The organism is Micromonospora costi (assembly GCF_003626655.1).
GTDB classification, from domain to species: domain Bacteria; phylum Actinomycetota; class Actinomycetes; order Mycobacteriales; family Micromonosporaceae; genus Micromonospora; species Micromonospora costi.
In genome coordinates this window covers 130,399-152,141 of the sequence record NZ_RBAN01000003.1, presented here as the reverse complement: position 1 = coordinate 152,141, position 21,743 = coordinate 130,399, and the positions used below count along the sequence as shown (strand labels likewise).

Genomic DNA, 21,743 nt, shown 5'->3' with positions numbered 1-21,743 from the left:
CGGGACGTACCCATGCTGGTCGAGCGGGCCCGCGCGGGTGACCCCCGCGCGGTGGCCCGGCTCATCACGCTGGTCGAGAACGGCGACGAGCTGCTGCGCGACGTCGCCGCGGCGCTCGCGCCGTACGCCGGTCAGGCCCAGGTGGTCGGGCTGACCGGCTCGCCCGGCGTGGGCAAGTCGACCACCACGAACGAGCTGGTCCGGGCCCTGCGGGCGCGCGGGCACCGCGTCGGCGTGCTGGCCGTGGACCCGTCGAGCCCGTTCACCGGCGGGGCCATCCTCGGCGACCGGGTCCGCATGCAGGACCACGCCACCGACCCGGGCGTCTACATCCGCTCCATGTCGAGCCGCGGCCATCTCGGCGGGCTGGCGGCGGCCACTCCGCAGGCCGTCCGGGTGCTGGAGGGCGCCGGCTGCGACGTGGTGCTGGTCGAGACGGTCGGCGTGGGCCAGGCCGAGGTGGAGGTCGCCTCGCTCGCCGACACCACGCTCGTGCTGCTCGCGCCCGGGATGGGTGACGCGATCCAGGCGGTGAAGGCCGGGATCCTGGAGATCGCCGACGTGTTCGTGGTCAACAAGGCCGACCGCGACGGCGCCGACGCGACGTACCGCGACATCCAGGGCATGATCGCGCTCGGCGAGCGCGGCCCGGGGGAGTGGCGGCCGCAGGTGGTGCGCGCGATCGCCGCCCGGGGCGAGGGGATCGACGACATCGCGGCGGCCGTCGACAAGCACCGCGGCTGGCTGGTCGAGCACGGCGAGCTGCGCCGCCGGCAGGAGGCGCGGGCCGCCGCCGAGATCGAGGCCATCGCGCTGGGCGTGCTCCGCGACCGCATCGGTTCGCTGCGCGACGGTACGGAGCTGCCGTCGCTCGCCGCCAAGGTGGCCGAGGGGGCCATCGACCCGTACGCGGCGGCCGACCGGCTGCTGGCCCAGCTCGGGAGCTGACCGGTCCACTGCGGACCCGCCCTTCTTAGTACGCTCGCACCGCCGCACGGACCCGTGAGGGCGCAGCGAGGGTGGGAGAGCATGGCTGACGAGGCGACGCAGGAGCTGTCGGTGACGCCGGACGCGGTGGCGGCCGGGACGACGACCGTGTCCGACGAGGTGGTGGAGAAGATCGCGGTGGCCGCCGCCCGGTCGGTGCCCGGGGTGACCGAGCTGGGCGGCGACGTGGCGCGGTTCTTCAACGCGGTGCTCGACCGGGTCGGGCTCGACCAGGTCGGCGACGCCCGTCGCGGCTGCTCGGCGCACGTCACGAACGGCGCCGCCGTCGTCAACCTGGTCATCGTGATCGAGGCGGGCCGCACCGTGCCCGAGGTGACCGAGGCGGTCCGGGTGAAGGTGACCGAGGCGGTCGAGGCGTACGGGCTGCGGGTCGACGAGGTCAACATCCGGGTGGACGACGTGGCGCTGGGTGGACCGGCCGCGCCGACCGCCTGAGCGCGCGCCGACGTCTGAGCGGGCCTCCGGGCCGGCCGGTTACCCGCCGGTACGGGTTTCCTTATCGATCGTTCAGGTAGGGGCTCTACACTCGACGTGCAGTCGAGGACCCGAGGAGGAGCCCCGCATGAACGCCGACGAGATCGCCGCCGGACGGGCCCGCTGGCAGGCCCGGTACGACGCCGCGCGCAAGCGGGACGCCGACTTCACCACGCTCTCCGGGATGAGCGTCGACCCGGTCTACGGGCCGCCGGAGGGTGTCGCGTACCCGGGCTTCGAGCGCATCGGCTGGCCGGGCGAGTTCCCGTACACCCGGGGGCTCTACCCGACCGGCTACCGCGGGCGGACCTGGACGATCCGGCAGTTCGCCGGCTTCGGCAACGCCCGCCAGACCAACGAGCGCTACAAGATGATCCTGGGCGCGGGCGGTGGCGGGCTGTCGGTGGCGTTCGACATGCCGACCCTCATGGGCCGGGACTCGGACGACCCGCAGGCGCTCGGCGAGGTGGGGCACTGCGGCGTGGCGATCGACAGCGCCGCCGACATGGAGGTCCTCTTCGACGACATCGACCTCGCCGGTGTCACCACGTCGATGACGATCTCCGGGCCCGCGGTGCCGGTGTTCTGCATGTACCTGGTGGCCGCCGAGCGGCAGGGTGCCGACCTGTCCACCCTCGACGGCACGCTGCAGACGGACATCTTCAAGGAGTACATCGCGCAGAAGGAGTGGCTCTTCGACCCGGAGCCGCACCTGCGCCTCATCGGCGACCTCATGGAGTACTGCGCCCGGGAGATCCCGCGCTACAAGCCGCTCTCGGTCTCCGGCTACCACATCCGCGAGGCGGGCTCCACCGCCGCGCAGGAGCTGGCGTACACGCTGGCCGACGGCTTCGGCTACGTCGAGCTGGGCCTCAGCCGCGGGCTGGACGTCAACGTGTTCGCCCCGGGCCTGAGCTTCTTCTTCGACTCGCACGTCGACTTCTTCGAGGAGATCGCCAAGTTCCGGGCCGCCCGCCGGATCTGGGCGCGCTGGCTGCGTGACGTCTACGGCGCCACCAGCGAGAAGGCCCTCTGGCTGCGCTTCCACACCCAGACCGCGGGTGTGTCGCTGACCGCGCAGCAGCCGGTCAACAACGTGGTCCGTACCGCCGTCGAGGCGCTCGCCGCCGTGCTCGGCGGGACCAACTCGCTGCACACCAACGCGCTGGACGAGACGCTCGCGCTGCCCACCGACGAGTCCGCCGAGATCGCCCTGCGTACGCAGCAGGTGCTGATGGAGGAGACCGGCGTCACCAACGTGGCCGACCCGCTCGGCGGTTCCTGGTACCTGGAGGCGCTCACTGACAAGATCGAGGCCGAGGCGGAGGAGATCTTCGCCCGCATCCGCCAGCTCGGTGGCGAGGGCCCGCACCAGATCGGGCCGATGACCTCCGGCATCCTGCGCGGCATCGAGGACGGCTGGTTTACGAGCCAGATCGCCGAGGCGGCGTTCGTCTACCAGCAGGCGCTGGAGAAGGGCGAGAAGAAGATCGTGGGGGTCAACACCCACACGAACACCGTCGCCAAGGACCTGGAGATCCTGCGTATCTCGCACGAGGTCGAGCTGGAGCAGCGCCGGGTGCTGGCCGAGCGCAAGGCGGAGCGGGACGACGCCGCGGTGAAGGCCGCGGTGACCCGGATGGTCGAGGTCAGCCGGACGGGCGAGAACATGATCCCGGCCATGCTCGACGCCGTACGGGCCGAGGCCACCCTGGGCGAGATCTGCGACGCGCTGCGCACCGAGTGGGGCACGTACCGCGAACCAGCGCGCTTCTAATCTCCCGCGGTGCCCCTCACCCCTCGCGATCTTGCACTTTCGGCCCCTGGTTCGTGGCATTCGTGCCGTATGTCGGGGCACAAAGTGCAAGATCGCGGGGGTGGGGCGCTGGGGCGCACGGGGGCGGGATGAGCAGGGTGAGAACTGCAACTGTCGCCGTCGCGGTTGATCTGAGTTCGGCGGCGTCCGTGCGAAACTAGATAACCATGAGCGACCCACGGATCACCTCGTCGATCTTCACGCGCGGCGCGGTCGACCTCAGCGCCCTGCGCACCCCTGCCCCGACCTCAACCCCGGTCCAGGCCGGTCCCCCCGCCGGCGCGCCCGGTGGCGCCACCGGCGGCGCCGTCACCGTCATCGACGTGACCGAGGCGACCTTCCAGTCCGAGGTGCTGGAGCGTTCGCTCAACACGCCCGTGGTGATCGACTTCTGGGCCGAGTGGTGTGAGCCCTGCAAGCAGCTCTCCCCGGTGCTGGAGCGGCTGGCCGTCGAGGGCGGCGGCGCCTGGGTGCTCGCCAAGATCGATGTGGACACCAACCCGCGCATCGCGCAGATGTTCCGGGTGCAGGGCATCCCCATGGTGTACGCCGTGGTCGGCGGCCAGCCCGTCGACGCCTTCTCCGGCGTGGTGCCGGAGGCCCAGCTGCGGCAGTGGATCCAGGCGGTGCTCAAGGCCGGCGGCGTCAGCGTGGCCGCGCCGAGCGATCCACGCCTCGACGAGGCCGACGACGCCCTCATGACCGGTGACCTGGACGCCGCCGAGCGCGCGTACCGGAAGATCCTCGCCGACTCGCCGGCGGACGCCGCGGCCGAGGCCGGGCTTGCCCAGGTCGGCCTGGCGCGCCGCGTGGCCGGCGTCGACCCGCGGGCCGCGCTCGCCGCCGCCGAGGCCAACCCCGACGACGTGGACGCGCAGACGCTGGCCGCCGACATCGAGGTGCTCAGCGGGATGGCCGAGCAGGCCTACAAGCGCCTCGTCGACGCGGTGCGCCGCACGGCCGGCGACGAGCGGGAGAAGGTACGCCAGCATCTGATCGGCCTCTTCACCATCGCCGGTCCCGAGGACCCGGCCGTCGCCTCGGCGCGGCGGGCCCTGGCCAGCGCCCTGTTCTGAGGTAACCAACACGTAAGACGCCAGCGCGGGCCGGCGTACGGCCGGCCCGCCCGACCTTCGAGGACGGGAGCCCATGATGCGCCGGATCGCCGTCCTCGACGCGCCGACGAACCTGGGCCTGCGCCCTCCCACGCCCAGCTCGGTCCCCGGCTGCGCCAAGGCGCCCGGCGCGCTGCGCGACCACGACCTGCTGGCCCGCCTGCGCGCCCGCGACGCCGGTTGCCTCACCCCGCCGCGCTACGACCCCGGCGAGTGGCGGCCCGGCGACGGGGTCTGCCACGCGCCGGAGATCTCCGGGTACTCGGTGGCGCTGGCCGACCGCATCGGCGCGATCATCGACCGCGGCGAGTTCCCCCTCGTGCTGGGCGGGGACTGCTCGGTGCTGCTCGGGTCGGCACTGGCCATGCACCGGCTCGGCGAGGCGGTCGGCGGCCGGATCGGGCTCGTCTTCGTCGACGGTCACTCCGACTTCCGGCACCCGGGCAACGCCTCGTACGTCGGCGCCGCCGCCGGGGAGGACCTCGCCCTCGTCACCGGCCGCGGCCAGGCCGACCTCGCGGCCATCGAGGGGCGGCGACCGTACTTCCGGGACATCGACGTCGTGGTCCTCGGCATCCGGGCCCAGGACGAGTACCGGCTCGACCTCCAGGCGGCCGGCATCCTCACCCGGCCGGTCCCGGCGCTGCGCGCCGAGGGCGCCGCCCGGACCGCCCAGTGGGCGCACGAGCAGCTCGCCGACTGCGCCGGCTACTGGGTGCACATCGACGTGGACGTGCTCGACCCGGCGGTGATGCCCGCGGTGGACGCGCCCGACCCCGGCGGCATCGCCTTCGCCGAGCTGGAGATCCTGCTCGCCGGGCTCGTGGACACCCCGCACTGCCTGGGCGTGGAGCTGACCGTCTTCGACCCCGACTACGACCCGGACGGGTCGTACGCCGCCGAGATCGTCAACACCGTGGTGGCCGGCCTGTCGCCGGTGACCGCGCCCGAGGCCGTCCCGCCCCGGCTGCTTCCCGGCCCGACAGCCCCGCCGCCCGCACCCGCCCCGCGGCGCGGAAACGGCCGTCCCGCCGTACCCGCCGCCGGCCCGGTCGATCCGGCCGCCCCGTCCGCCGTGTCGGACCGGTCCGGTCCGGTGGGTGCGTCCGGGCCGGCGGGTGTTCCGGTTGGCGCGCTCGGGCCGGTTGGCTCGCTCGGGCTGGAGCCGGTCGGGCTGGAGCCGGTCGGGCCGCCCGCGTCCGCCGGCCCGGGCCGGCTCCGCCGATCGCCGGCGCCGTCCGACGAGGCCGCGCCGGAGGCGAGCGAGCCGCCGTCGGACGACGACAGCCCGCGCTCCGCCGCCGGCTTCGCCTGACCGCCCCTGACCGGCTTCCGTCGCTGACTGGCTGCTCCGCAGTCCCTGGCCGGCCCTGATCACTGATCGGGCCGTCTGCGGTCCGTGGCGGGGACCGCTCCGGAGCGGCCAGCCCGGCCGCCGGCCAGGCGCGGCGCCCTCGCTCGGGGTTGGCGGTGCCTGTGCCGCCCTGTCGAGCTGCCCCAGATATGGGGCATGCATGATCCACTCCGGTTCCGGGAAGTTGCGGTGTTCTCAGGGCCGTGACACCCCGACTTCAGGGAAGTGGAGTCGATCAACCGGAGCCTCGCTCCAGCATCAGCGATCGTTTCCGGGCGGGAGCCCCGGGAGAGAGCGGGAGCCGGGGAGCTAGCGGAGGGAGCTAGCGAAAGGCGGGGAGAGAGCGGGAGCCGGGAGAGGCCCACCGGTCCGCCCCATTTCTGGGGCAGCTCGACAGTGCGCGACTGACGTCTGCCGCCCTCGGTAGGGCCGGGGCGTCGGTGAGCGTGCTGCTCGCCGATGTGGCGGTGTCCCGGCGCTCAGGACACCGCCACATCGACGGAACGGAGTCGATCAACCCGCCGGGCGGGGTGGGTCAGCGGGAGAGGGCGCGGAGGAACCGTTCCGCGACCGGGACGGCGGTGGCCGTGCTGGCTCCGCCCTCCTCCACGAACACGGCGAACGCGATGTCGCCCTGCCAGCCCACGAACCAGGCGTGGGTGTGCGCGGGGTTGTTGTCGTACTCGGCGGTGCCGGTCTTGCCGTAGACCGGCTTGCCGGGCACGTCCTTGAGGGCCGTGCCGGTGCCCGTGGTCACCACCTCGCGCATCATGGCCCGCACCGCGTCGACCGACTCGGCCTTGAGTTCGGGCCCTGCCGGGGCGGGCTTGGCGGGCGCCGGGTCCAGCAGCAGCTTGGGCTGCTCGAAACGGCCCCGGGCGACGGCCGCCGTGGCGCCCGCCATGGCCAGCGGGCTGACCACCGTGGTGCCCTGCCCGAAGGCGGCGGCGGCCTGCTCGGCCGGCGAGCCGTTCACCGAGACCTTGCCGGTGAACGCGTCCACGCCGAGGTCCCACTGGCCCTCCAGGCCGAGGGACCGGCCGGCGGCGGCCAGCCCGTCGGCGCCCAGCTTCGGCGCCAGGGAGGCGAAGGCGGTGTTGCAGGACTTGGCGAAGTCCGTACGGAAGGGCACCGAGCCGAGCGCGAAGTTGTCGGAGTTCTTGAACGACCGGCCGTCCACGGTGAAGGTCTTCGGGCAGTCGACCGGGGTGGTCGGGGTGACGGCGCCCTTGTCGAGCAGACCCAGCGCGGTGACCATCTTGAACGTCGACCCGGGCGGGACCTGGGCGGTGAAGGCGAGGTTCTCCCCGGCCGGCCCGGGGCCGTTCGCCGCGGCGAGCACCGCGCCGTCGCTGATCCGTACCGCCACCAGGGCGGCCCGTCGCTTCTCGTCGCGCAGCGCGTTGTCGGCCGCGTTCTGGGTGGCGACGTCGAGGGTGGTCTTGAGCGGCTGACCCGGCTCGGGGTCGCGGTGGAACACCTCGGTGCCGGTCGGCACCAGCTTGCCGTCCTCGCCCGGACGCTCGATGAGCACCGTCAGCCCGGGCCGGCCGCGCAGCCGGTCGTCGTAGCGGCCCTGCAGCCCGCCGTGGCCCACGAGGTCGCCGGCGGTGTACTTGTCCGGGTGGGCGGTCAGGTCGTCGGCCTGCGCCGGGTCGACCGAGCCGAGCAGCGCCCGGGCGAACTCGCGGGTGGGCGCGAGGTCCAGCTTCTCGGAGCGGAACTTGGTGCCGGGAAGGTCGTAGATGCGCGACTTGATCTGCCGGTACGCCTCGTCCCGCAGCGTCACCACCTCGACGAAGTCCCCCTCGCCGCCCTCGGCGATGCGCTTGGGCAGATCGGACAGGTCGACGGCCGGCACCAGCGCCGGGCGGATCGCCTTGAAGGCGGCGTCGAGCTTGCTGACCAGGCCCTTCACGTCGGTCACCTCGCCGGGCTGCACGCCCACCCGTACCACCGGGCGGGGTGTCACGACGGGCTTGCCGGCGCCGTCCAGCACGCCGGCTCGGGAGCCCACGTCCCGGCGCAGCCCCAGGCGGTCACCCTCGGTGAGCTTCTCCTGCACCAGCTGCGGCTCCCAGATCACCCGCCACTGGTCGTCGTCGCCGCGGGACAGGCGCACCGGGCGGTCGTACCCCCAGCGGGTGTCGCCCGGCAGCGTCCACTCCACGTGGATCGTGGCGGTCGCGATGTCCTTGGTGACCTTCGCGTCGCCCTGTCGCCGGAGTGCCGGTGGGGTGGCCGCCAGCTCTCCGGAGAGGTCCTTGAGCTCCTGCGCCACCTCGTCCGCGGGCAGCTTGGTGCCCTGCGGGTCGATGAAGCCGACCGCCTGCAGGTCGCCGGAGCGCCAGCCGGCCAGGAAGGCGTCCACGCTGCCTTCCGGGCCGTCGTCGCCCGAGCACGCGGTGAGCGCGGCGGCGGCGAGGGCGGTCACGGCGAGGAGGGCGATCGGACGTGGGGTACGGGTGCGGCCGGGGCGGTGCGGGTACGACAGGCGCATGGAGCAGGTCCCTTTCGATCTCGGGCTGCCTCACGGTAGTACGCGAACGCCGTCCCCATCGTCCCCACCTGGGGTCCGACGTGCCGAAAGACGGACCCGCGACAGTGTGATGAACATCGCGTGGCGGGGTACACCGCAGGCGGCCAACCTCGGACCCGCAACGGGTGAAAGGACAAAGTCCCGATCCGGACGTCCGGCCCGTGGTCCGCCGGCCAAGGTGCAGACCGGCAGGGCCTAGGCTGGGCGGCAGAGTGACCCACAACGCTGTGGGTCGAGGGGAGTGGCACCGATGGACCGGCGTCCGGCGATCAAACCGGAACCCGACCTCCGGCAGGATGACACCGGCCGGAACGACGACAGCTTCGATTCGGCGACCGACGGCGACGGCTACGGCCGGCTCGACACGGGCGTGACCGGGTTGACCGGGTCGAGCATCGACACCATCTACGATCTCGGCCTGCCAGCAGAGGCGCTGGCCGACGACGTGGAGGAGGCCGAGCTCGACGAGCCCGTACCCAACGCCGAGCGTCTGGTGGCCCAGGCCGTCGCGCTCGCCGGGGACGACCAGGACGCGGCGACACTGGTCAGCCGCTTCTGGCGGTTCGCGCCGGACGAGGAGCTGATCGGCTTCACCGCGGAGGAGATGCTCGACGCGGCCCGCGCGCACCGTGATCTGGCGCAGCAGCGGGTGCCGGGCGAGTTGAAGCTGCGGATTCACGAGCCGGACGCCGAGCAGCACCACACGGTGATCGAGATCGTCGTCGACGATATGCCCTTTTTGGTCGATTCGGTCACCGCGCTGCTCAACTCGTACCACCTCGACGTGCACCTGCTGGTCCACCCGCTCGTGGTGGTGCGGCGCGAGCCGCTGGGCCGGCTGACCGAGGTCGCCGCGGACGTCGAGCCCGACGACGCCATCGCCGGTGACCTGGTCGAAAGTTGGATGCGGATCGAGATCGACCCGGTCCGTGACGCCGCGGAACGGGACCGACTCCGCCGCGAACTCCAGCGGGTCCTCACCGACGTCCGGGAGGCGGTGGAGGACTGGCCCAAGATGCGCCAGCGGGCCCTGTCGCTCGCCGACGAGCTGGCCGCCGCCCGTACCAGCGACAACCGGCCCCCGGTGCCGGAGAAGGACATCACCGACTCGGTGGAGCTGCTCCGGTGGCTCGCCCAGGACCACTTCACGTTCCTCGGCTACCGGGAGTACCGGCTGGTCGGTACGCCCGAGGGCGGTCAGGCGCTGGAGGCGGTGCTCGGCACCGGGCTCGGCATCCTGCGGCAGGACTCGCCGGAGGCGCGGACGCTGTCGTCGATGACCCCCGAGGCGCACGAGAAGGTGCTCGAGAAGCGCCTGCTGATCATCACGAAGGCCAACTCGCGCGCCACCGTGCACCGCTCGGCGTACCTGGACTACATCGGCTTCAAGGTGTTCGACGAGGCCGGCCAGGTGATCGGGGAGCGCCGGTTCCTCGGGTTGTTCTCCACGGCGGCGTACCGCACCAGCGTGCGGGAGCTGCCGGTGGTGCGCCGCAAGGTCGCCGAGGTGCTGGAGCGCTCCGGCCTGAGCCAGCGCAGCCACTCCGGGAAGGACCTGCTCCAGATCCTGGAGACGTACCCGCGCGACGAGCTGTTCCAGATCAAGACCGACGACCTGTACCACGCGGTGATCGGCGTGCTGCGCATGGCGGGCCGCCGGCAGCTGCGGGTCTTCCTGCGCAAGGACGCGTACGGCCGGTTCATCTCGTGCCTGATCTACCTGCCCCGCGACCGGTTCACCACCCAGAACCGGCTGCGGATGCAGGACATCCTGCTGCGCGAGCTGAACGGTGTCGGGGTGGACTACACGACCCGGGTCACCGAGTCGATGCTCGCGCGGGTGCACTTCATCGTCCGCACCGACCCGACCAACCCGCCCGGCGACGTGGACGCCGACCTGCTCGCCGAGGAGCTGGCCGACGCGACGCGCCTCTGGGACGACGACTACCGGCTGGTGCTGGAGCGCAAGCTCGGCGACGAGCAGGCCAAGCACCTGTTCGCCCGGTACGCCGACGCGTTCCCGGAAGGCTACAAGGACGGCCACACGCCGTACGAGGCCATGAAGGACCTGGCGAAGCTGGAGCTCCTGGAGGAGCCCGGCCAGCTGGAGATGCACCTGTTCCGCAAGCAGCTCGCGCCCCGGGCGGGCGCGCGCGTGCCGGGCACCGACGTGGACGAGACGATGGACGTCCGGTTCAAGGTGTACCGGTACGGCGAGCCGATGATGCTCTCCGCCGTGCTCCCGGTGCTGCACTCGCTCGGTGTGCGGGTGATCGACGAGCACCCGTACGAGGTGGACCGCATCGACGGCCGGATCTGGCTGTACGACTTCGGGTTGCAGCTGTCCGAGGGGCACCAGGAGCTGGCCGAGGTGCGCCCGCACGTGGAGAACGCCTTCGCGGCGGCGTGGCGGGGCGAGGCCGAGGTCGACCGCTTCAACGAGCTGGTGCTGCGTGCCGGGCTGACCTGGCGGCAGGTGGTGGTGCTCCGCGCGTACGCGAAGTACCTGCGGCAGGCCGGCACGGTCTTCTCCCAGGACTACATGGAGCAGACCTTCATCGCGTACCCGCGCATCGCCGAGCTGCTGGTCCAGCTCTTCGAGACCCGGTTCGTGCCGGGCGGGGCCGACGCCGACGAGCGGCAGCGGCGCAGCGCGGAGCTGGTGGACACCATCCGCGAGGCGCTGGACGACGTGGCGAGCCTCGACCAGGACCGGATCCTGCGCGCTTACCTCACGCTGATCCAGGCGACCCTGCGGACGAGCTTCTACCAGCGGCGCGAGGACGGGCGTCCGAAGTCGTACGTGGCGTTCAAGCTCGACCCGCAGGCGATCCCGGACCTGCCGGCGCCCCGGCCGAAGTTCGAGATCTTCGTGTACTCGCCCCGGTTCGAGGGTGTGCACCTGCGGTTCGGGCCGGTGGCCCGGGGCGGCCTGCGCTGGTCGGACCGCCGGGAGGACTTCCGCACCGAGGTGCTGGGCCTGGTCAAGGCGCAGATGGTGAAGAACACGGTCATCGTGCCGGTCGGCGCCAAGGGCGGCTTCGTGCTGAAGCAGAAGCCGGGCGACCGGGACGAGGCGGTGATCTGCTACAAGGAGTTCGTCTCGGGTCTGCTCGACGTCACCGACAACATCGTCGGCGGGCAGATCGTGCCGCCGGAGGACGTCGTGCGCCACGACGGCGACGACCCGTACATGGTGGTCGCGGCCGACAAGGGCACGGCCACGTTCTCCGACATCGCCAACGAGATCTCGCAGGCGCACAACTTCTGGTTGGGCGACGCGTTCGCCTCCGGCGGTTCGGCCGGCTACGACCACAAGAAGATGGGCATCACCGCCCGGGGCGCCTGGGAGTCGGTCAAGCGGCACTTCCGGGAGCTGGGGCACGACACCCAGACCGAGGACTTCACCGTGGTCGGCGTCGGCGACATGTCCGGCGACGTCTTCGGCAACGGGATGCTGCTGTCCGAGCACATCCGGCTGGTGGCCGCGTTCGACCACCGGCACATCTTCCTCGACCCGGACCCGGACTCGGCCACGTCGTACGCCGAGCGGAAGCGGCTGTTCGAGATGACCCGCTCGTCGTGGGAGGACTACAACCCGGAGCTGATCTCTCCCGGTGGCGGCGTCTTCGCGCGTACCGCCAAGTCCATCCCGGTCTCGCCGCAGGTGCGGGCGCGGCTCGGCCTGGACGACGACGTGGACCAGATCTCCCCGCAGGAACTCATGCGGGCGATCCTGACCGCGCCGGTGGACCTGTTCTGGAACGGCGGCATCGGCACCTACGTCAAGGCGTCCAGCCAGACGAACGCCGAGGTCGGCGACAAGTCCAACGACGCGATCCGGGTGGACGGCAAGAGTCTGCGCTGCCGGGTGGTCGGTGAGGGCGGCAACCTGGGCTTCACCCAGCTCGGCCGGATCGAGTACGCGCTGACCGGTGGCCGGATCTACACCGACTTCATCGACAACGCGGCCGGCGTGGACACCTCGGACCACGAGGTGAACATCAAGATCCTGCTGAACACCGCGGTCGCCGACGGGGAGTTGACCACCGCGGAGCGGGACGAGCTGCTCGCCGAGATGACCGACGAGGTCGCCCACCTGGTGCTGCGCGACAACTACGACCAGGCCCGGGCCATCAACAACGCCCAGGCGCAGGCGGCCTCGCTGCTTCCGGTGCACCGGCGCATGATCAACGATCTGGAGCGTTCGGGGGCGCTGGACCGGGCGCTGGAGGCGCTGCCGCCGGACGAGGAACTGGCCGTCCGGATCGAGTCCGGGCTCACGGCGCCGGAGTTCGCGGTGTTGCTCGCGTACGTCAAGATCGTCCTGGAGCGGGACATCCTCGCCGACGGGCTGGCCGACGAGGAGTGGACGACCGACGTCCTGGTCAACTACTTCCCGACGCCCATGCGCGAACGCTTCGCCGACCGGATGGCGCGGCACCGGCTGCGCCGGGACATCGTCACGACGGTGCTGGTCAACGAGGCGATCAACCGGGGCGGCATCTCGTTCGTGTTCCGCGTGGTGGAGGAGACCGCCGCGTCGGCGGCGGACGTGCTCCGGGCGTACGTCGTGGTCCGTGAGGTGTTCGGGCTGCGCGAGCTGTGGGACGCGGTCGAGCGGCTGGACAACAAGGTCGAGCCGGAGCTGCAGACGGCCGTCTACCTGGACACGCGTCGGCTGCTCGACCGTGCGGTGCGGTGGTTGGTGACCAACCGTCGCTCGCCGATCGACGTTCCGGCGGAGATCACCCGGCTCCGCAGCGGCGTGGCCCGCCTGCTGCCGGGGCTCGAGGATCTCTTCTATGGCAGCGAGCGCGAGGCCATCACGGCGCACATCGACTCGATGGCCGGGCGCGGGCTGCCGCGTGAGCTGGCCGAGCAGGCGACCCGGCTGATGTACAGCTTCGGCCTGCTCGACGTGGTGGAGACCGCGGCGAGCCGGGGCCGGGACGTCGGCGAGGTGGCACCGGTCTACTTCGTGCTCTCGGACCTGTTCCGGGTCGACGCGTTGCTGTCGAAGATCTCCCTGCTGCCGCGGGAGGACCGGTGGCAGACGCTGGCCCGGATGGCGCTGCGGTACGACCTGTACGCCGCGCTCGCCGCGCTCACCGCGGAGGTGCTCGACTCCACGCCCGAGAACCTGTCGCCGCAGGAGCGGGTGCAGCAGTGGGAGCAGTCGAACGCGACCTCGATCCACCGGACGCGGCGGGCGATGGGCGAGTTCGACGAGTCCCGCGCCGACCTCGCGGCCCTGTCGGTGCTGCTGCGGCAGATCCGCACCCTGGTGCGGACGTCCGCCGCGGCCTGATCGCCACACGGACGCGGGCCGGCCGGTCGGGGAAGACCCGACCGGCCGGCCCGCGTCGTTCTCAGCCGACCAGACTGGCGAAGACGATCACATTGTTCAGGTAGCTGCGGGCGTTCTCGTCGAACTGCCCGCCGCAGGTGACCACCCGCAGGCTGGGCCGGTCGCTCGGCCCGTACACCAGCTCGGTGGGGAACGACGTCTTCGGGTACGACTTCACCTCGTCCACCCGGAAGGTCGCCGGTTGACCGTCCTGCCGGTTGACCGTGACGGTGTCCCCGGGTTGCAAAGCCCCCAGGTCGAAGAAGACCGCGGGGCCGAGCTTCGCCGAGTCGACGTGCCCGACGATGACCGCGTTGCCGACCTCGCCGGGGCTCGGCCCCGGCTCGTACCAGCCGGCGAGCTGGGCCTGGTCGAGCGGGGGCACCTGGACGGTGCCGTCCGGGTTGGTGCCGAGCGACATGATCTGCGCGTCCACCCCGATCCGCGGGATCGTGATGGTGGTGGGGGTGGAGCGGGGCAGGCCGGCCGGGGCGGGGCTTCCCTCGGCGGGCTGGTCCGCCTCGGCCGGCTGACTGCTGTCGGGCGCGGCCTGGGCGAGGGGCTGTGGCGGCCGAGGTGCCGGGGTGGTCTTCAGGGAGGCGCCGATCATCCCGGCGCCGGCCAGCGCGAGCAGGACGACGACGGCGACGCCGGCGGCGCGCCACGGTCTCCCGTGACGGCCGCCGGCCCCTGTCGCCGTCGCGTCAGGCGACCGACTCATCGGTCCGCCGACGACGCATCAGCACGATCCCGCCGAGCGCGGCGGCACCGAGCAGGCTGGCACCACCCGCGGCGAGGCCCTTGTCGGTGCCGGCGGCAGCGCCACCGTCACCGCCGTCGACCCCACCGTGCGGCAGGACGACCAGCTCGCCCTCGCCGCACGAGCCCTTCAGCTCGTAGCGGCCCGGCTTGGCGTGCTTGTCGACCTTGGCCTCGCCGTAGTAGACGAAGTCGCGCTTGTGCTCCCAGTCGTCCTCGCCCTTGCCGTGGTCCTTGGACTTGTCCTCGTCCTTCTTCCAGTCGGAGCCGTACTCGTCGGAGCGGCTCTCCTCCGAGCCGTACTCGTCCGAGCCGTACTCGTCGTGGCCCTTGGACTTGTCCTCGTCCTTGGACTTGTCCTCGTCCTTCTTCCAGTCCGAGCCGTACTCGTCCGAGCCGTACTCGCCGGAGCGGCTCTCCTCCGAGCCGTACTCCTCGGAGCCGTACTCCTCGTGGCTCTTCCCGTCGTCCTTCTTGTCGCCCTTGTCGCCCCGGTCCGCGGCGTCCTGGCCGTGCTCGTAGCCGGTCCAGTCCTTGCGGTCCTCGTCCTTGCCCTTGTCGTCCTTGCCCTTGTCGTCCTTGCCGTGTTCGTCCTTGCCCTTGTCGTCCATCCGGCCGTCGGCCGCGGCGCCGCCGCCCTGGCCGTCCGGCTGCTCGTCGGCGGCCGGGGGCTGCTCGGCGTCGGCGGTCGGCGGCTGGCCGTTCTCGTAGCCGTTGTCGCCGTTCTCGCCGTTCTCCCGGCCCTCGTAGTCACGGCCCTTGTCGTCCTTGCCGTGCTCGTCCTTGCCGTGTTCGTCCTTGCCGTGTTCGTCCTTGCCGTGCTCGTCCTTGCCCTCGTGGTCACGGCCCTTGTCGTCCTTGCCGTGCTCGTCCTTGCCCTCGTGGTCACGGCCCTTGTCGTCCTTGCCGTGTTCGTCCTTGCCCTTGTCGTCCTTGCCGTGCTCGTCCTTGCCGTCACGGTCCTCGTCGCGCCAGTCGCCCCGGTCGTCGCCGCGGTCGTCCTTCACCGGCTTGAGGTCGACCTTGCCGGTGACCTTCGACCAGACGAACGCGTGCTCCTGCCGTTCGGAGCAGATCTCGAGGAGCTTGACCTCCTCACCGGCCTTCACCACGTGCGGCTTGGCCAGGACCTTGCCGTCGCGGTCCTTGCCGTCGTGGTGCCCGTCCGCGAACGCGGCCGCCGGTGCGAACACCAGGAGGGACGCCCCACCGAGGGCGGCGCCCGCGACGACCTTCCCGAGCATCTTCTTAGCCATGACCTGCGTCACTCCATCCCTGTTGTCCTGAACTCGGTCCCCACCGAGCTAAGGCCGACGTTAGACCGATTCACGACCTATGAAGGGAAAGATTCGTGTTTCTATGTTCATAGGGGATACGCCCCATGCGGGTGGTACCCGGCGTCTCCGTCCGGCACGTGGCGTTGCGGCCGCTCCACGGTGTTCCCACCCGCTTGTTCCCGCTGGTCGCGGCCGTCCCGCAGCGACCGGCCATGGGGCGGAGACATCGAGGCATTGCCATGGAAGCGCTCCCATGTAAGAATCGGCCCCACGCGGTTCTCGGAGAGCCACACCGCGCAGGCAGGGGTCGAGGGCATTCCGGCGCGCCGGAACGACATCCCGCCGCCCGCCCACCGACCGGCCTTTCCACCGGTCGCGGGCCACCACCACCGCCCGACCGGGCCGGGCACCCCCATCCCGTCGGCACCGGCGGCCGTCCCCCGCGGGACGCCCACCGGGCCACTTCGCCGGACCGTCCCCGGACCGGCCTCGCCCTAGGAGATCAGTGGCATGAACGTGTGGAGAAGGCTGTCCGGCTCACGCCGGGCCCTCGCGCTCGCCGGCGCGGGCGCCCTGGTCGCCGGCGGGCTGGTGACCCTGCCGGTCACCGTGGCGCACGCGGCGACCCAGTGTGAGGTGACCTACTCGACCAACGACTGGCCGGGTGGCTTCACCGCGAACATCACCGTCAGGAACCTCGGCGACCCGGTCAACGGCTGGACGCTGGGCTGGACCTTCCCGGACTCGGGCCAGCGGGTGCAGCAGGGCTGGTCCGCCGAGTTCAGCCAGTCCGGGAGCCAGGTCACCGCGCGCAGCCTGTCGTACAACGGCAACCTCGGCACCGGCGCGTCGACCAGCATCGGCTTCAACGGCGCCTGGAGCGGCAGCAACCCCAAGCCCACCTCGTTCACGCTCAACGGGGTGACCTGCAACGGCGGAGGACCCACCACGCCGCCCCCGACCACGCCGCCGCCCACCACCCCTCCGCCCGGCAACAAGGTCGACAACCCGTACGCCGGGGTGCGCGGCTACGTGAACCCGGAGTGGAAGGCCAAGGCGGACGCCGAGCCGGGCGGCAGCCGGGTCTCCAACAACCCGACCGCGGTGTGGCTCGACCGGATCGCGGCCATCAACGGCACCCCGGACAGCAGCTCGAACGGCGCGTTCGGCGTCCGCGACCACCTCGACGAGGCGCTGCGCCAGGGCGCGGGCTACATCCAGTTCGTCATCTACAACCTGCCCGGCCGGGACTGCGCGGCGCTCGCGTCCAACGGTGAGCTGGGCCCCGACGAACTGCCGCGCTACAAGGCCGAGTACATCGACCCGATCGCCGCGATCCAGGCCGACCCGAAGTACGCGAACCTGCGCATCATCAACATCATCGAGATCGACTCGCTGCCGAACCTCGTGACCAACACCTCGGGCCAGCCCGGCGGCACGGCGATGTGCGACACGGTCAAGGCCAACGGCGCGTACGTCAACGGCGTCGGGTACGCCCTGGCGAAGCTCGGCGCGATCGGCAACGTCTACAACTACATCGACGCCGCGCACCACGGCTGGATCGGCTGGGACAGCAACTTCGGCCCGACCGCGGACATGCTGAAGAGTGCGGCCATCGCCTCCGGCAGCACCGTCCAAAACGTGCACGGCTTCATCGTCAACACGGCCAACTACTCGGCTCTGCGCGAGCCGTACGTGAAGATCACCGACTCGGTGAACGGGCAGACCGTCCGCCAGTCGAAGTGGATCGACTGGAACCAGTACGTCGACGAACTCTCGTTCGCCCAGGCGTTCCGGCAGAAGCTGGTCTCGGTCGGCTTCGACTCCGGGATCGGCATGCTGATCGACACGTCCCGCAACGGTTGGGGCGGCACGGCACGGCCCACCGGCCCCGGCGCGACGACCAGTGTGGACACGTACGTCAACGGGGGCCGGATCGACCGCCGGATCCACGCGGGCAACTGGTGCAACCAGGCCGGCGCGGGCCTCGGCGAGCGGCCCAAGGCGGCGCCGGAGGCCGGGATCGACGCGTACGTCTGGGTGAAGCCCCCGGGCGAGTCGGACGGCTCCAGCAAGCTCATCGAGAACGACGAGGGCAAGGGCTTCGACCGGATGTGCGACCCCACGTACGGCGGGAACGCGCGCAACGGCAACAACCCGACCGGCGCCCTGCCGGACGCGCCGATCTCCGGCGCGTGGTTCTCCGCCCAGTTCCAGGAGCTCATGCGGAACGCCTACCCGCCGCTGTGAGCCTCGCGCCAGCCTGCGCCGGCGGCAGGTGAGGCGGTCCGGCGGCAGGCACACCGGGTCCCTGGCCCGACCCCAGAGGTCGGGCCAGGGACCCCCGCGCGCGTACGGTCAGGGCACGGTGCGCTCCACCGCTGCCCGGCCCAGCTCCTCCAGGTCCCGGCGGGCCTGTTCGAGGTTCTCCGGGGTGGGGTCCTGTCCCCGGGCCTGCACCAGGTCCTCCGGGTCCCACGGCTGCTCGGCTCCGGTGCGGATGTTGTCCCCGCCCGCCCCGGTGCCGGTCCCGGTGGCCCCGGTGCCCGCCGCGTACGGGTCGCCGATGATGTCGTCGCTCGGCGCGCCCTGGTCGGGGCGGTCACCCGGCTCGGCGAAGGCCGGGTTGTCCCGATCCGCGCCGCCCCCGGTCCGGAGCTGCGGGACGGTGCTGTCGTCGTCCACCGCCGCGGCCATCTCCGGGCTCTCCTCCAGCGGCGACTGGCGGTCGCGATCGGTCATGCTGCTGCCCTCCCTGTCCCGAGGCGCGTCCCTGATCCCCTTGGCGTACCCCCGGCGGGGGCGGTCATGCGCCCGGGTGGGTCAGCGGCCGCCCGGCGAGCCCGGCCCGCTGTCTCCCGACCCGTCGAGGACGCCCCGCTCCTCGGGGCTGGCGGGTGGCTCGGCCGGGCGGATCCACTGCCAGAGCAGCATCAGCAGGCCGAACCCGAGCATCGCGAGCCCGGCCCAGAGGTTGATCCGGACGCCCTGCGCCTTGTCGATCTCGGCCTGGTTGTCGAAGATCCCCATGAGCGTCACGATGATCCCGTAGACGGCGAAGAGGCCACCGATCACGCGACGGATGTCGAACAGGCGCGCGGCCGCCGAGCGCCGCTGTTCCGACTCGGCGCCGCTCACCAGGGGATCGCGGGCCGGCTCGCTGCGGTTGTCCATGGCGCCAACACCTTTCCTAGAACACCGGGATGTAGAGGACGACGGCGAGCACCAGGGCGATCACGCCGAGCAGCAGGGGCGAGCGGTACCAGGCGGCGTCTCCGGCCAGCACGTCCCCCTTCACGTCGATGCCGCCCATGCCGTAGACCAGCCCGCGCAGGTCCTCGTCGCGCTTCGGCGCGGTCAGCGGGGTGAGGATCGCCGCGACCACGGCCACCGTGGCGAAGGCGAGTCCCGCGCCCCAGAAGCTCTCCTCCAGGTCCGAGTTGAAGTGGATCACGCCGCCCTTGTAGAGCAGGTAGGTCCCGACCGCCACCACGGTGCCCGACAGCAGCGACCAGAAGCCGGCCAGCGCGCTCATCCGCTTCCAGAACATGCCGATGATGAAAGTGCCGAACAGCGGGGCGTTGAACACCGAGAAGAGCGCCTGGATGTAGTTCATGATGTTGCTGAACCCGGCGGCGATGAACGCGGTGCCGATGCCGATCACGACGGCGGCGATGGTCGCGTACCGGCCGATCCGCAGGTAGTAGGCGTCCGGCCGGTCCCGGCGGACGTACGCCTGCCAGATGTCGTACGTGAACACGGTGTTGAAGCCGCTCACGTTCGCCGCCATGCCGGCCATGAACGAGGCGATCAGGCCCGTGACGGCGACGCCCAGCACGCCGTTGGGGAGCAGGTCCCGCATCAGCAGCGGGATCGCGTTGTTGTACTGCAGGTCGCCGCTCGGCGCGCCCAGTCCCTTGACGGTCACGAGCGCGATCAGGCCGGGGATCACCGTCACCGCCGGGATCAGCAGCTTCGGGTACGCGGCGATGATCGGCGTACGGCGGGCCGCGCTCATGTTCTTCGCGGACAGGGCCCGCTGCACCTCGGCGAAGTTGGTCGTCCAGTAGCCGAACGAAAGGACGAAGCCGAGGCCGAAGACGATGCCGAGCCAGTGGGCGCCCAGCGGGTTGGCCGTGCTGCCCGTGTCCTGCCAGGCGTGCAGCCCCGCCTCGCCGAGCCGCGAGTCGCGGACCGCGTCCATCAGGCCGGAGACCCCGCCGACCTTCACGAGACCGATGACGGTGACCGGGATGAGGCCGGCCAGGATCACGAAGAACTGGAGCACCTCGTTGTAGATCGCGCCGGAGAGACCACCGATGGTGATGTAGACCAGGACGATGGCCGCGCCGACGATGATCGCCACCCAGAGCGGCCAGCCGAGCAGCGCCTGCATGACCAGCGCCAGGGCGTAGAGGTTCACACCGGCGATCAGCACCTGGGCGACCGCGAAGCTGATCGCGTTGAGCAGGTGGGTCGGGCGGTTGAACCGCAGCCGCAGGTACTCGGGGACGCTGCGGACCTTCGAGCCGTAGTAGAAGGGCATCATCACGATGCCGAGGAAGACCATGGCCGGCACGGCGCCGATCCAGTAGTAGTGCACCGTCATCACGCCGTACTGGGCGCCGTTGGCGGCCATGCCGATGATCTCCAGCGCGCCGAGGTTCGCCGAGACGAACGCGAGGCCGGTCACCCAGGCGGGCAGCGAGCGGCCGGACAGGAAGAAGTCGACGCTGGTGCGGATCGCACGGCGGGCGGCGAAGCCGACGCCGAGGACGGTGACGAAGTAGAGCGCCAGCAGGACGTAGTCCAGTGCGTTCATGTTGAGCCGGAGTCCGCCGCCGTCCATCCCCGTCACCTTCCGTTCCGCCGTCCGTGGCCGGGTGCGGGCCGGCTACTACCCCGAACGGCGAAAATCCACGCCTGTCCTCGATGCCCGGTTCGCCGGTCGCGGACAGGCGGATGCCCCGGCCCAGGTCGGCCGGAGCATCCCGTGGTCGGCGATCGCGCGCGGCCGTAGCCGCCGCGGCAGGTCAGCGGCCCAGCACCCGGTCCAGGAAGTCCCGGTACCGGCGGACGGCCATCCGCAGTTCCTCGGTGTCCGAGGAGCCGGCCTCCTGCCAGCCGCCCAGGGTGGTCTTCTGCGCCGCGAGGGCCGCGGACAGGGCCTCGATCGCCTCCTCCACCAGCGACTCGGCGTCGCCCGCCGCGGCCCGCGGGTCGTCCACGAAGCGCAGCTGGACGTCCCGCCACCGGTCCCGGAAACTCTGGGCTGTCGAGGAGTCGAACAGGCTCGCCGGCTCGGCGGCCACGGTCGAGCCGATCGGCCGGGCGGTCCCGGCCGAGGAGAGGGAGCCCGGCGCCCCGGCACCGACAGCGCCCGCGGCGCCGGCGGCGGCCGGGTCGGCGTCCGGCGACACCGCGTCCGGGTCGACCATCCGCGGCGCCGCGCTGCCATAGCCGGCGGGCACGGCCCCCGGGTCGCCGCCGAGCGGAGTCAGGTCGCCGCGCCGCTCCGGGTCGCCGTCGGACCCGGCGGGCGGTTCGACGGTACGAGTCGCCGACGCGTCCGGACCGGCCGCCGACGCGGTGACCGAGGTGCCCCGCCGCCCGTCCAGTTCGGCGGTCGGGTCGGCGCGCCAGCCCTCCCGCTCGCCCTCCTCCGCGCCGTCGCCCGGCCGGGCGGTGCGCTCCTCCATCGGGTCCAGCTCGTCCTCGGCACGGGGACTGGCCATGGCGGACGCGGCGACCGCGCCCGCCACGGTGGGCGCGCCCAGGGCGGAGGGCACGGGCCCGGGATCGTGGAAGCCGCCCTCGCCGGCGTCCCGCTGCGCCGTCCGTTCGACCCGGATGTCGTCGGACGCCTCGGCGTCGCGCCGCTCACCGGCGACCGACGGGTCGTCGAAGGTGCCCCGGTCGTCGAGCGCGTCCTCGGGCACCTCCGTACGGCCGCCGCGTTCGCCGGCCTGCGGTACGGGTACCGGGGTGGACCGGACGGCCTCGGGGTGGTCGTTGCTCGCCTGCTGCTCTTCCTGGCGCATCGCGGTGCCT

14 protein-coding genes are annotated in these 21,743 nt (G+C 72.0%); 7 read left to right on the top strand and 7 right to left on the bottom strand.

Going from position 1 to position 21,743, the window contains the following annotated elements:
- Positions 1-12 precede the first annotated feature (12 nt).
- The 5 genes from meaB to D7193_RS17225 all read left to right on the top strand — a co-directional run bounded on the left by meaB (position 13) and on the right by D7193_RS17225 (position 5,728).
- Positions 13-948, top strand: a complete 936-nt coding sequence (meaB, locus tag D7193_RS17245; protein ID WP_377456129.1) for a methylmalonyl Co-A mutase-associated GTPase MeaB — start codon at positions 13-15, stop codon at positions 946-948.
- 81 nt (positions 949-1,029) lie between these two features.
- On the top strand, positions 1,030-1,443 hold the full coding sequence (locus D7193_RS17240; RefSeq protein ID WP_120780554.1) for an Asp23/Gls24 family envelope stress response protein: 414 nt from the start codon (positions 1,030-1,032) through the stop codon (positions 1,441-1,443).
- A gap of 127 nt (positions 1,444-1,570) precedes the next feature.
- Positions 1,571-3,259: a coenzyme B12-dependent isobutyryl-CoA mutase large subunit gene (locus D7193_RS17235; protein WP_120780553.1), complete on the top strand. Its 1,689-nt coding sequence runs from the start codon at positions 1,571-1,573 to the stop codon at positions 3,257-3,259.
- A gap of 206 nt (positions 3,260-3,465) precedes the next feature.
- Positions 3,466-4,374, top strand: a complete 909-nt coding sequence (locus tag D7193_RS17230) for a tetratricopeptide repeat protein (protein ID WP_120780552.1) — start codon at positions 3,466-3,468, stop codon at positions 4,372-4,374.
- 73 nt (positions 4,375-4,447) lie between these two features.
- Positions 4,448-5,728: an arginase family protein gene (locus tag D7193_RS17225; protein ID WP_241563162.1), complete on the top strand. Its 1,281-nt coding sequence runs from the start codon at positions 4,448-4,450 to the stop codon at positions 5,726-5,728.
- Positions 5,729-6,302: 574 nt separating this feature from the next.
- On the opposite strand, the gene D7193_RS17220 is transcribed toward D7193_RS17225, so the two are convergent.
- Complete coding sequence (locus D7193_RS17220; RefSeq protein ID WP_120780551.1) at positions 6,303-8,267, bottom strand: penicillin-binding transpeptidase domain-containing protein; 1,965 nt, start codon at positions 8,265-8,267, stop codon at positions 6,303-6,305.
- Between the two features lie 289 nt (positions 8,268-8,556).
- On the opposite strand from D7193_RS17220, the gene D7193_RS17215 reads away from it, so the two are divergent.
- Complete coding sequence (locus D7193_RS17215) at positions 8,557-13,617, top strand: NAD-glutamate dehydrogenase (protein WP_120780550.1); 5,061 nt, start codon at positions 8,557-8,559, stop codon at positions 13,615-13,617.
- Between the two features lie 61 nt (positions 13,618-13,678).
- On the opposite strand, the gene D7193_RS17210 is transcribed toward D7193_RS17215, so the two are convergent.
- Positions 13,679-14,377 carry a class F sortase gene (locus tag D7193_RS17210; protein WP_120780549.1) on the bottom strand — a complete coding sequence of 233 codons (699 nt, stop codon included), beginning with the start codon at positions 14,375-14,377 and terminating at the stop codon, positions 13,679-13,681.
- On the bottom strand, positions 14,361-15,671 hold the full coding sequence (locus D7193_RS34605) for a putative sodium/potassium/calcium exchanger (protein WP_120781340.1): 1,311 nt from the start codon (positions 15,669-15,671) through the stop codon (positions 14,361-14,363). Before D7193_RS34605 ends, D7193_RS17210 begins: the two co-directional genes overlap by 17 nt.
- Before the next feature lie 531 nt (positions 15,672-16,202).
- On the opposite strand from D7193_RS34605, the gene D7193_RS17200 reads away from it, so the two are divergent.
- Positions 16,203-17,942 carry a glycoside hydrolase family 6 protein gene (locus D7193_RS17200; RefSeq protein WP_120780548.1) on the top strand — a complete coding sequence of 580 codons (1,740 nt, stop codon included), beginning with the start codon at positions 16,203-16,205 and terminating at the stop codon, positions 17,940-17,942.
- Positions 17,943-18,050: 108 nt separating this feature from the next.
- Here D7193_RS17200 and D7193_RS17195 read toward each other — a convergent pair whose 3' ends face one another.
- From D7193_RS17195 to D7193_RS17180, 4 genes are all read right to left on the bottom strand, one after another.
- Complete coding sequence (locus D7193_RS17195; RefSeq protein ID WP_120780547.1) at positions 18,051-18,434, bottom strand: hypothetical protein; 384 nt, start codon at positions 18,432-18,434, stop codon at positions 18,051-18,053.
- 81 nt (positions 18,435-18,515) lie between these two features.
- Positions 18,516-18,866, bottom strand: coding sequence for a hypothetical protein (locus D7193_RS17190; RefSeq protein WP_120780546.1), 351 nt, complete (start codon positions 18,864-18,866; stop codon positions 18,516-18,518).
- Positions 18,867-18,882: 16 nt separating this feature from the next.
- The gene (locus D7193_RS17185) at positions 18,883-20,541 is read right to left on the bottom strand and encodes a sodium:solute symporter family protein (RefSeq protein WP_120780545.1); all 1,659 of its coding nucleotides are present in this window, start codon (positions 20,539-20,541) and stop codon (positions 18,883-18,885) included.
- Positions 20,542-20,725: 184 nt separating this feature from the next.
- The gene (locus D7193_RS17180) at positions 20,726-21,733 is read right to left on the bottom strand and encodes a hypothetical protein (protein ID WP_120780544.1); all 1,008 of its coding nucleotides are present in this window, start codon (positions 21,731-21,733) and stop codon (positions 20,726-20,728) included.
- Positions 21,734-21,743: the final 10 nt, after the last annotated feature.